This window comes from Acinetobacter sp. V102_4, from assembly GCF_031799005.1.
Lineage (GTDB): Bacteria > Pseudomonadota > Gammaproteobacteria > Pseudomonadales > Moraxellaceae > Acinetobacter > Acinetobacter calcoaceticus.
This window is the reverse complement of the sequence record NZ_JAVQNR010000051.1, coordinates 59,163-71,177: the sequence shown is the minus strand read 5'-3', so window position 1 is coordinate 71,177 and position 12,015 is coordinate 59,163. Positions and strand designations below refer to the sequence as shown.

General features: G+C 36.9%; 11 protein-coding genes. 4 read left to right on the top strand and 7 right to left on the bottom strand.

Annotated elements, in window-relative coordinates; translation table 11 throughout:
* Positions 1–9: 9 nt before the first annotated feature.
* From RMB13_RS16185 to RMB13_RS16175, 3 genes are read right to left on the bottom strand one after another with little or no spacing between them, the layout of a single operon-like run.
* Positions 10–852 (bottom strand): energy transducer TonB, encoded by an 843-nt coding sequence (locus tag RMB13_RS16185; protein ID WP_311085780.1) that lies wholly within the window; start codon positions 850–852, stop codon positions 10–12.
* A 12-nt stretch (positions 853–864) separates the two neighbouring features.
* Positions 865–1,680: an ABC transporter ATP-binding protein gene (locus tag RMB13_RS16180; RefSeq protein WP_270902474.1), complete on the bottom strand. Its 816-nt coding sequence runs from the start codon at positions 1,678–1,680 to the stop codon at positions 865–867.
* A gap of 9 nt (positions 1,681–1,689) precedes the next feature.
* Entirely contained in the window at positions 1,690–3,315 is a 1,626-nt protein-coding gene (locus tag RMB13_RS16175) for an ABC transporter permease (protein ID WP_311085779.1), read from the bottom strand.
* A gap of 401 nt (positions 3,316–3,716) precedes the next feature.
* On the opposite strand from RMB13_RS16175, the gene adeT1 reads away from it, so the two are divergent.
* A complete protein-coding gene (adeT1, locus tag RMB13_RS16170) occupies positions 3,717–4,712 on the top strand; it encodes a putative multidrug efflux protein AdeT1 (RefSeq protein ID WP_311085778.1) in 996 nt (331 codons plus the stop codon).
* A gap of 150 nt (positions 4,713–4,862) precedes the next feature.
* On the opposite strand, the gene RMB13_RS16165 is transcribed toward adeT1, so the two are convergent.
* Together RMB13_RS16165 and RMB13_RS16160 are read right to left on the bottom strand one after the other, a co-directional pair.
* Entirely contained in the window at positions 4,863–6,056 is a 1,194-nt protein-coding gene (locus RMB13_RS16165) for a CaiB/BaiF CoA-transferase family protein (RefSeq protein ID WP_311085777.1), read from the bottom strand.
* Position 6,057: 1 nt separating this feature from the next.
* A complete protein-coding gene (locus RMB13_RS16160) occupies positions 6,058–6,996 on the bottom strand; it encodes a hydroxymethylglutaryl-CoA lyase (protein ID WP_311085776.1) in 939 nt (312 codons plus the stop codon).
* A gap of 218 nt (positions 6,997–7,214) precedes the next feature.
* Here RMB13_RS16160 and RMB13_RS16155 point away from each other — a divergent pair, with 218 nt between their 5' ends.
* The 3 genes from RMB13_RS16155 (at position 7,215) to RMB13_RS16145 (ending at position 9,618) form a co-directional block, all read left to right on the top strand.
* A complete protein-coding gene (locus RMB13_RS16155) occupies positions 7,215–7,367 on the top strand; it encodes a hypothetical protein (RefSeq protein ID WP_311085775.1) in 153 nt (50 codons plus the stop codon).
* Positions 7,368–7,411: 44 nt separating this feature from the next.
* Positions 7,412–8,683 (top strand): citrate:proton symporter, encoded by a 1,272-nt coding sequence (locus tag RMB13_RS16150; RefSeq protein WP_311085774.1) that lies wholly within the window; start codon positions 7,412–7,414, stop codon positions 8,681–8,683.
* Positions 8,684–8,847: 164 nt separating this feature from the next.
* Positions 8,848–9,618, top strand: coding sequence for an IclR family transcriptional regulator (locus RMB13_RS16145; protein WP_311085773.1), 771 nt, complete (start codon positions 8,848–8,850; stop codon positions 9,616–9,618).
* 303 nt (positions 9,619–9,921) lie between these two features.
* Here the strand turns inward: RMB13_RS16145 and RMB13_RS16140 are convergent, their stop codons facing one another.
* Together RMB13_RS16140 and RMB13_RS16135 are read right to left on the bottom strand one after the other, a co-directional pair.
* Positions 9,922–10,590 (bottom strand): HNH endonuclease, encoded by a 669-nt coding sequence (locus tag RMB13_RS16140; RefSeq protein WP_311085771.1) that lies wholly within the window; start codon positions 10,588–10,590, stop codon positions 9,922–9,924.
* Positions 10,587–11,858, bottom strand: a complete 1,272-nt coding sequence (locus RMB13_RS16135; protein ID WP_311085770.1) for an AAA family ATPase — start codon at positions 11,856–11,858, stop codon at positions 10,587–10,589. The genes RMB13_RS16140 and RMB13_RS16135 overlap by 4 nt, the downstream gene beginning before the upstream one ends.
* Positions 11,859–12,015: the final 157 nt, after the last annotated feature.

Below are 12,015 nucleotides of genomic sequence, written 5' to 3'. Positions count from 1 at the left end.
GTTAAAAAATTATTTCGGGAGTTGATAGTGAATTGGAACATCGACCCAACCTTCAACTGGTGTTTTTCCTTTTAAGGCGGGTGAGAATTTCCATTGTTTTACGGTTCTAATCGCCGCACTATCGAGTATTTTTTTGCCACTGCTCTGTTTGACTGTCACGCTATCGGGACTACCATTTGGCAAGACTTTTACCCTCAAGATAACTGAGCCTTCCCAACCTCGATCGAGAGCCTGTTCAGGATATTCAGGTGCTGGATTACTCAAATAACCTGCATAGCCCTTTGCTTCTGTAACAGGTAAGTTGTCATCAGCAGCTTTTGCTGGTGCTTCAGCGGGTTTTGAAACTGGTTGCTGAACAGGAGCCGCCACCACATTTTTACTTAAGGGTTCTGCTACAGGTCGCGGTTGCTCTGCTGCCTTATGCGGTTCAACAGGTTTCGGCTGTTCAACGTGTTTCTGTATTGGTTTGGGTGGCTCTATCTGCTTTTGTACAGGCTGAGGTGTCTGGCTAACAGGCGGTATCTTTGGCTTTTGCACCACTGGAGGGATTTTAGGTTCAATCACTTTGGGTGGCTCAGGTGGTTTGACAATCTCTATCACCACAGGATCATGTGTTTTAACGTCAAGCTGAGGCGTAGGAAGTTGTTTGGCGATATACCAGATTCCCAAATGTGCCGCAGCAACAGCCACAATCGCGATTGCCAAAGCATTCTTTTTTGGCCCAGCAGGATCATTTCTAACATCTACGTTATGTCTAAAAGGATCATTAACCGTCGTTGTATGGATGACTTGATTGGATAATTGCTCAAATAAAAATGCTTTTTTGATCGAGCCTTGACTAAATTCACTCATCAATAACTCCTATTAACCAATTTTGTCTTCGGTCAAGATCCGAAAAATCTGTTCTTTTAGTTGATGCAATTCAAAACTTGAACGATTTCGAGGACGCGGTAAGTTGATGGGAATAATCTGTTCAACACGACCAGGTTTGGGTTTTAAAATCACCACACGATCTGCCAAAGTGACAGCCTCTTCCACATCATGCGTAATAAAAACAGTGGTCATTTTTTGTTGAGATTGAATGCGTAGCAATTCATTTTGCATTTGATGCCGTGTTAACGCGTCCAAGGCACCAAACGGTTCGTCTAACAGAAAAATACGCGGCTGCACAACAAGACTACGTGCAATGGCTACACGTTGAGACATCCCACCAGATAGTTGATGTGGATATGCCTTTTCAAAGCCATTTAATCCAATCAATTCAATTGCTTTCTGGACCAGAATATCTTTATCACGTGCAGTTAATGCTTCATTTAATAAACCCAGCTCAATGTTTTGCTCAACGGTAAGCCAAGGAAATAAGCGATGTTCTTGAAAGACTACCGCTCGATCGCCGCCAATCCCGCTTACATCGGCACCATCAATTAAAATCCGACCATCAAAATCTTGATCAAGTCCAGCCAAAAGACGTAAGAGCGTAGATTTACCGCAACCACTGCTACCCACAATCGCAATAAACTCTCCCTCTTTAATTTCTAGATTAAAGTCATGAATGACTTTGACAGGTTGTTGATTAACAACAAAAGACTTATGAACATGGTGAAATGCCACACGTGTTTGAGCATTAGATTGAAATGAATGGTGATGTTTTTCGGTATTTGTATTAAGGGTAATCGTCATGGTCTGACCTCAATTTTTTCGCCAAGATGTTGCGTAGTTTTCAGTTATTTTGCCCAGCCATGCCAGAATCGCGCCCAAACCAGCGACTAAAACGGTTGCTGCTATTACACGCTCCATTTCAAAGTTTTGCTGTGCTGCCATCATATAGCTACCTATGCCAATTCCAGAGCCCATCAAGTATTCAGCTCCAAAAGATGCCATCCACGAATAAAGTAATGCCAGTCGAAACCCAGCGAACATTGAAGGTGCAATGCTAGGTAAAATCAAAAGCGTTAAGCGTTGAAGCAATGTCATTCTTAAGGTGCTTGAGACTTCAACGAGCTGCATTGGAATGCTGGACATGCCTTTCCATGTCGCAATAAACATAGGAAAAAATGTCGCTATTGAAATGAAAACAATTTTTGATAAATCTTCGAGTCCGAACCAAGCTGTCAGTAGTGGAATCCAAGCAAAAATAGCGATTAGACGTAATGTGTTGAGTGTGGGTGCCAATAGATTTTCAATCTGTTTAAATAGCCCCACCACAATTCCTACTGAAGCACCAATTAACCCACCAATAAGTAATCCCAAGATTGCGCGATAAAGGCTGTAATACATGGCAGTGGTGAGTGAAAAATCTTGAATGCCTAACCACAGTGCCTTTAATACTGCCCATGGCGCAGGTAAAATTTGACTCGAAATTAAGTCAAACCCACTGCTCATTGCCCAAAGCGCTATTAAACTCAAAGGCAAAACCCATGACTTGAAAACATCGGTGCGGCTTTTTTTGTGAAAAGCATGAGCACTTAAAGCAGCATGTGGCCAGAACACAAACTTACGTTCAATTCGATGTAGGATGAAATCGAAAATAATTCCCACAGACGCGATCACAAAAATCGTGACAAAGACGATATCGAGCTGAAATAGCTGACGGCCTGTCACCATCAAATATCCAATACCTTCCGATGAAGCCAACAACTCAACAGCAATCAGGCTTGTCCAACCTGCTGCAACAGCTAGTCTTAAACCCGTAAAGAAATATGGAAGTGTTGCTGGCAGTACAAGTTTTGTGAGTAGCGTTAGACGATTAAACTGTAAAATTGCTGCCATTTCTTTGAGCTTGGGTTGAATATCACGTACCCCTGCCTGAGTATGTAAGGCAATCGGCACCATCGTAGCTTTGAAGATTATGAAAATTTTTAAACTATTTTCGATGCCCAGCCAGATCATTAGCAGAGGCAACCAAGCCAATGTTGGGATAATCACCAACGCATAAAACGTTGCCGATAGGTATTGTTCTGCAATACGGCTATAGCCAAGTAAAACACCCAGAAATACGCCGCCTAGCACGCCTGAAAATAAACCAAGACCAAAGCGCTCAAGACTGATCGCAAGCTGTGACCATAGATCTTGAGATGAGATTTCAACAAAAGAATTCCACGTGTCTTTTGGGGTAGGTAAAATTTGAGCAGGCATCCATTGTTCGTTTGACGCGATCCACCAAAGTAAGAATAAACAAAGAGGTACAATCCAATAGATCGCAAGCGAGTTAAAATACCCAACAGAAATGAACCATTGTTTCTTGGTATGCTTCCAGACAATGCCGGATGAGTTTTTTTGCGAAATTATTTCTTTCATATCTCGATACATATCCATACATTCTGCTTTTATTGAACTCTCAGAATGTTTAACTAAACGTATGCCTGATGATCATCTGTTCACGGCATTCAGTTCTGATGTGAGACGTGTTGTGATCACCTGTGGTGTTATGCTCTGGATGAGTGTAAAGAGAGATGTTTTGTTTAACTGTCTACACAGGTACAAAGATCAGAAAATATTTTTATTTATAAATATGAGATAAAGATAAGGATGTTTGTATAGAAAGTAGATATAAGACTTTTTAAAGATTTAAGCCTTTCGGATTTAGATAAAAATATCTTCCTCAACAAAGGCTGTCTTCTGACTTTTTCCCTTAAAAATTTTTATTGAAATGTCATATCTAATCTAACCAAGCTTTATAAAATAAATTTTATAATTGAAATAATGGATAACTAAATATGGATCGTTTTAAAATTATTTTATTTATTACAAGTACATGTTTAACAACAACTCTTTATGCAAAACAACAAGTCGTCTGTGTTTTTGACCCAATTGGTAAGTCGGGAGATGCTTTCGCTTTAGCCAAAGATTATGCACTTGAGGCCAAAAATTGGGGAGCTGATATATCTTTAAAAGCATATGTTGATGAACGAGTTGCGGCTGAAGATTTAAAAGTTGGAAAATGTGATGGCGCTATTATTAGTGGCTTACGTGGGCGTCAGTTTAATAAATATACAGGATCTTTAGATGCTGTTGGCGCATTAACAAATATGAAAACGGCAATTAATGCCTATAAGCTGTTGTCCTCACCAATGGCCGCAAAAAACATGGTTGTAGGTCCTTACGAAATTGCAGGTTTAGGCACAATTGGCCCTGCATATTTATTTGTAAATGATAGAAGTATCAATACACTCGCTAAAGCTGCCGGTAAAAAAATTGGGGTATTTAAATATGATGAAGCCCAACCAAAGCTTGTTCAACATGTTGGTGGTCAGGCTGTATCGGTAGACGTCACCAATGCGGGTGCGAAATTTAATAACCATGAAATTGATATTGTGCCCGCTCCTATTGTTGCATTTAAACCTTTTGAGCTACACAAAGGTCTAGGTGAGAAAGGAGCTATCATTCGTTTCCCTTTAACTCAAATTTCGGCAAACTTCATTATTCGTAAAGACCAGTTTCCAGCAGGTTTTGGGCAAAAGTCGCGGACTTGGGTAGCCAGCCAACTAAATAGAACCTTTGGCATTATTGCAAAATATGAAAGTGATATTCCCGCAAAATATTGGATGGATATTCCTAAAAATGAACAATTAAACTATATGAAAATGATGCGCGAGGCACGAATACAGCTAACCAAGGCAGGTATCTATGACCCTAAAATGATGAATTTTCTAAAAAAAGTGAGATGTAAAGAAAATCCAAGTAATTTTGAATGTGCATTAAACGACGAATAAACACTCAAACAAAAACATATACGCATCTTGTTTTGAGGTATTTAAGTTCGTTATTAAAAGCAAATGGGCTACATGGTTCGTAGCCCATTTCAGCGATATGTCAGATTTATCTAAATTGAGCACATATTACAAAACTAAAGCTTAAAAGCATTAGTTAGATTGAATAACTTGCGAATCACTAAGTTCTTTGATTTTTGCTTGGTCATAACCTAAAGAAGTAAGAACCTCTATAGTATCTTCACCAACTTCCGGCACGTTTTCACGGACACCGAAACGTTGACCATCCATCGTAAATGGTAGTAAAGGAACCTTTACTTGCTTACCATTTTCTAGCACTACTTTCCCCATACCCCCTGACTCATTTAAGTGAATATCTTCAAATAAATCTTCTGGACGTTGGATCGGAGAGAAAGGTAAACCAGCTTGTTCACATAGTTCCATTACTTTTGTTTTGTCTAATTGGCTAAGAGTTTCGCGAATAATTGGATGGATTTGCTCACGTGCTTTTACACGTTGGTTATTTTGAGCAAAATCCGGATTATTTTTTAGTACTTCTAAGCCAAAAGCATCACAGAATGCGATCCACTGCGAGTCCGTAACTACGCCAATAAATACTTGTTCATTATTTTTAGTGTTGAAAACATCATATACTGCCCAAGCTGAAACACGATTTGGCATTGGAGCTACAGGCTTATCTGTAACTGCTCTTTGCATCATGTGCTGTGCAACCAAAAATGCAGAGTTTTCGAATAAACCAGTTTCAACAAGTTGACCTTGGCCAGTTAATTGACGTTGATATAAAGCGGCAACGATTGAGTAAGCACAGAACATTCCGCCCATCACATCATTAACAGATGCTCCAGCACGTAATGGACGTCCCACAGGACCAGTCATATACGCAAGCCCAGTCATCATTTGTACGACTTCATCTAGGGCTGTCCGATGTTCATAAGGACCCGGTAAAAAACCTTTCATTGAACCATAAATAATATCGGGCTTAATTGATTTAACCCCTTCATAATCGAGTCCTAGTTTTTTCATCGCTCCGGGTCTAAAGTTTTCGATCACAACATCCGCAGTTTTGATTAAGTCCTTAACAAGTGACATTCCTTTTTCACTTTTAATATCAACTGACAAACTTTTTTTATTGCGATTATAGGTCATCCAGTAACCCGCACCCGACCCCATAAGTCTGCGAGTGTTGTCACCTTGAGGTAATGGTTCAATCTTGATGACTTCAGCACCTAAATCTGCGAGAAGTAAACCACATGCAGGCCCCATAACCATATGTACGAATTCTAGAACTCGGATTCCAGCCAGTGGGAGTTTCTTTTCATCTTTCATGTTATTGGTCCTTTGCATATTTGAAATTTTTACCTACGCCTGCATCTGGAATAAATCCGTAGAGTGGCTCTCCTGGTATCCCTTGCTTTAACCATTCGCGAGCTTCAATAAGTCGATCGATATCAATACCAGTACGTAATCCCATACTTTCTAACAGGTAAACTAAATCTTCAGTGACAATATTGCCTGATGCACCGGGAGCATATGGACAACCGCCAATACCACCTTGCGAGGCATCAAATGTAGTCACACCCACTTCAATTGCGGCTAAAACATTCGCCAGACCTTGCCCACGCGTATTATGGAAATGTGCGCTACCTGCTAAATTTCCGACTTCCTGTTTTAATTTTTTAAATAGACTGCGGACTTGGACAGGATTTGCATATCCAACCGTATCTGCTAGGCCAATCTCATCTACACCTAATTGGGCCATTCGTTGAGCCATCGTTAGGACTTCACTTTCAGTAACTACACCTTGAATCGTGCAGCCAAAAACTGTTGATAGACCTGCTTCTATTAATATTTCTGGATATTTTTCATTTCTCAGCTGAACAATTGAATTCACTTCTTCATAAACTTCAGCATGAGTTTTACGAATATTTGAAAGTGAATGAGGTTCACTCACTGAGACAGGGATCGTAATTTTTTGAACCCCTGTTTTAAATGCATTTTCGGCACCCTTTAGGTTTGGGACTAAAGCTGTAACGAATACATCTTTTAAAGTCAAAGTGTGTTCAACCAGCTCTCCGCAATCCGCCATTTGTGGCAGCAATTTTGGAGATACAAAAGATCCAACTTCTATTTCAGTTAATCCTGCTTGAGCTAAAGCTGAAATCCATTTTTTCTTCATATCGGTTGGCATGGTTTGTTTAATACTTTGCAAACCATCGCGAGGTCCAACCTCACTCACCAATATATCGATGTCCTTTGAATGGCTCATATGCTTACATTTCCTATTGCACAAGAATATTTTTTACATACAACGCAGAAGCGTTCTATCTAATAGAACATAGTTCTATTTTTAATGCAAATTAAAAATTTTATCCGCCCATGACAAATTCAATTAATTTTAAAAAGACTTGACATGACTCTAAATTAGCTAAAAAATAATAATTAATAGAACACTGTTCTGTACAGCAGAACCACAAGGATGCATGTATGAATCTTTTTGTTTCCCTAAAAGAGTTACACACTAAAGATGGAAATTTGTTTGATAGAGATATCTCATCGAGTCGAATTTTTATTGCTGATTATAGAAATGGAATCATGCCATTAAAAAATTTTGGTAAGCCGATGTTTTTTCAACACTAATTTCTACTTAAAATTTATTTCTTAAGTAAATCAAGGATTGATTTATGTTAGTCTTTTTAAGTTACAGCATGATCGCTGTATTTATGTATGCGGTAATGTCGAAACGCTTATCCGCACTTACAGCTTTAGTACTTATTCCAGTAATTTTTGCTCTTCTGACTGGTCATGTAGCAGACATGAGTAGCATGATGATTGATGGGATTAAGTTACTTGCTCCCACTGGCATCATGATTACCTTTGCAATTTTGTATTTTTGCATGATGACAGATGCTGGTCTCTTTAATCCTCTCATTCAATTCATCATTAAAATCGTTAAAGGCGATCCGCTAAAGATTGTTGTGGGCACAGGTATTCTTGGAATTTGTGTCGGGTTAGATGGTGATGGTGCAACGACTTATATTATTGTCGCAACAGCATTATTGCCTTTGTACAAAAAAGTTGGAATCCGACCACAAGTCATGGCAACTGTTTTATTACTTTCAATTGGGGTAATGAATATTTTACCTTGGGCTGGCCCATTTTCTAGAGCTGCGAGCGCACTTAAAGTCGATCCGACTGGACTCTTTTTACAAATGTTGCCAGTGATGTGTGCTGGTCTTATTTGGGTGATATTTGTCGCTTTTTATCTTGGCTTAAAAGAAAGAAAGCGCTTAGGTATTCATGAGATTACATCAGATGACGACCTTATACATGAAGAACCAAATACGAAAAGCTGGAAATCATGGTTTAACCTGATACTTACTATTCTTCTCGTTTTCTCAATGATTAAAGGTTATTTACCTTTAGCTCCTCTGTTTATTTTGGCATTCTGTATCGGTTTAGTGGTTAACTTCCCTGAATTATCTGAACAGAAAAAATTAGTCGCAAAATATGCCGATAGTGTTTTAGCAGTGTCTTCTCTGATCTTTGCTGCTGGTATTTTTGTAGGAATCATGACAGGTACAGGCATGATTGAAGCTATTGCTCAGCATCTCATTTCAGTTATTCCTGAAACGTCTGGATCTTATCTGTCATCGATTACTGCTTTTATCAGTATGCCATTTACCTACATTTTGACGAATGATGCTTTCTATTTTGGAATTTTACCTATTCTTGCTGAAACAGCTTCACATTATGGTATTAGTGCGAATGAGATGGCTATCGCAAGTTTAATCGGACAACCTATTCATTTGTTAAGCCCAATGGTTGCCTCTACTTATCTATTATGTTCTTTAACCAATGTAGATTATGGTGAAAATCAAAAGGCATCCATACTCTGGTGTACTGGAACCTGCATAGTGATGTATCTTGCTGCTCTAGTTATCGGTCTTATATAAATTGATAAAAGTGCTTTCAATATTTGAAGGCACTTTTATATTCTTCTATGTTTTATCTCACTGCATACTGACATTCACTAAAAAATCTATTTCATCTTTTAAATTACAGCTATACTTATTTATTCCTAAAACACTTAAATTTAATTGAGTTTTTATATTTTTGTATGACGAAATCAACACAAGATCCTGATAGCCAAATGGATAAGCAAAATTCAGGTGTAGCTGCCGTAGATAGAGCATTACTTATTTTAGATGCTTTTGATATAGATAGCCCTGTCTTATCTCTCGCAGAAATTTCACGCCGTACAAAGCTATATAAAAGTACTATTCTTAGATTACTGAGTTCATTAGAACGTCATGGTTATGTCGTCAGAAATGAGGATGGTCAATTTTCTTTAGGTATAACTCCTTTAAAACTATCAAGAATTTATCAAAATTCTTTTAATATTAAAGATGTTCTTTACCCCATATTAGAAAGAATTACAAAAGAAACTGGTGAAACTTCTTCATTTTATATTTTAGATAAAGATAAGCGCGTAGTTCTGTTTCGTATTGAACCAGCTCGATCTGTAAAAGTTTCAATCTCTGAAGGAGATACTTTTCCAGTGAATGTTGGAGCTTCAGGTAAAATTCTTCGTGCATTTTCTCAAAATAAAGTAGATGAAAATCTAGAGCAAATCCAAAACCAATTTTGGGCAAGTTCATTTGGAGAACGTGACCCAGAGACTTCTTCGTTATCTGTACCTGTATTTAGCAATGGTAGACAGTTACAAGGGGCACTTACCATTTCAGGGCCTTCGGAACGTTTAACACAAGAAAAAATTGCCGAAAATATTTCACTTTTACTTGAGTGCAGCATCCAAGTGTCAAAGTATTTGGCAGGAAGTATTTATGGTTTAGAAGATGCTATTAAACTTTTAAAAGTTTCTCATTAAGCATTTTCGTATTTCATGGCGGTTCTTTTTTAATAAAGTAACTGCCTATTTTTTTCCAAAAGCTAATTTTAAACAAGCCTTTTATAATAAATCTCTGTGCCGTCATAGTTCCCATTTGGACTTCATATAAAGCCTGAGACCTTCTCCAATCGGGTACATTCAATTTAGCCACAAACAATTAAGAAATTAATATATTGATTTTCAATTTCAATAGATAGAAAATCACGCATACTTATAAATAACTACAATATAGTTCTATATGCTTCCTAAGAAGAAAAAGAGGGAGCTTTCACTCCCTTTTACTTATGCAGCCTTTATTTCTGAAGCAATGCCACCCTCAAAACATTTAATAGCTAATCGCACCATAGAAGCATATTCTTGCTTATTTGAAGCTTCATTCTGAATTAAATCTTGATAAATAGCTTGTCGTGCCTTGATAGGTAGACCTGAATTATTTAACTCTTTTATTATTAATGTAATTTTATCTAAACGTTCTTGTCTCCTTTCGACTAAAGCAGTTCTATTTAGATCTAACAATATTCTAGTTGACTCTCCTTTATTATCTGCTCCCTTAGCTAGAACACCAAAAAAGATTAGGCTAACCTCAGGAGAGTCAGTATATGGATTTAAAATATTATTCAAATTAGGATCCATATTTGATTTATTCTGATTACATACCTCACAAGCAAGTGTTAGGTTCTCCCACTCATAACGTTTTGACTCATCTAATGATTTAGGGAAAATATGCTCCACATCTCCATGATGAATATGTAATAATTTACTTTCACAATAAGCACATTTACCATGTGTTTCTTCAATTAGTCTTTTCTTAATTTCTGGGTCACTATACCTTGATAGAAGATATTGAGTTGGAGTTTTATCCTCAGTAAGAATCTTTAATAATCTAGTTTTCCACTTGTAAGCATTTTTTACTAATACAGTAGGTTCATTAAGTTTATTTATCTTAATCATAGTTTTTGACCTTCCACAATATTATTTAGTGCTTCTGGATAAAACTCTCCTAACCCAGCTTGATTTAATTCATTTCTTAATCTTCTTAATCCGTCCACTGTAATATCTTCTACTGTGAACATTGAACAAATTTTCTGTAGGTCCTCATCAGCCCACTTAGGAAGGGTAACAGGAACCCCTAAAACATCACGCAAAATCTCATTTGCAGTAGCAGCTTTTTGATCAAGATCTAATTTTTGAGACACAACTTTTTTTATAACTTTATTTACATCATCATCCTTAAAATTTTCGTATTTTAATGCGTATACATTAGAATCGCGAATGGATGAAACTATAAATGGACTATGCGTTACAACAATAAATTGTGCTCTAGGGAATGCCTTAACAAAATCATTGAGTAGTGAACGCTGCATAGATGGATGTAAATGATTTTCAGGTTCATCAATGGTTACAACAAACTCTTCTTTATCATGTGAATAGAGAAATATTTGCCATGCCAAATCAATAATAGACATTATACCTCCTGAAGAGGCATCTAATAAGAAATCACCAGAATCAGTTTCTAAAACAATATCTGGCATTCTTATACTTAAATCCTTAAAACCTAACTCAATAGGTAAAATATGTTTTAGTATTTCCTTAAAGGCATAAAACTGTTTTTCAATTTTTTCATTTTTTTGAACAAATTGGTTTCCAGGGCCAAATGCAGCCATTGAAACTATCGCTTCTTTCATTCTATAAGTAGGAGAATGCTGTGTATAACTGTTATTAAATAAATTAAAAGTCTCTCTAAGATAACTATCAAAAGCTTGTGACGCATCCATTGGATTTGTAGGGATATTTTGCAATCGTTCATATCTAGGTACAGGCCGATGCGAATTAATGTGTACCCCATTAATTTGTAGCTGATCTGTTATATTTAGATTGAATTGAACTTCTGACTGTATTTGTTGATTAATACAAATATCTGCTACAGCATTGTTTGAATAAATAATTTTCCCGAGTGAATCACCATAATAATTATAACCTTCATTATTTTTAGTTAATGGTGTAAATATAGACTTGTATTGAACAACACCTTGCTCTTTAGAAAAAAAAGGAGTACCTAAAAATGGATGATGCCATCCAAAATGCTTGGACAATAATTTTAATATTGTAGATTTACCTGCACCGTTTGCACCAGTAATGATAGTCACATTAGGATGAAACTCAATCTCTATTTTAGAAAATTGTCGCCATTCAGTAAGGGTAATTTTTTCAAATTTCATTTTAAAGCTCTTATAAAATTTAGTTTATTAACTATATGAATATATTTATATTACATTAAATAATGCTTTTGATCCTATCTTGAGTAAGCATTTCAAAATTTAATTTCTTGATATCCATTTTATGGCATTTGTCTCTCTCAAGCACTCTCCTAAATAT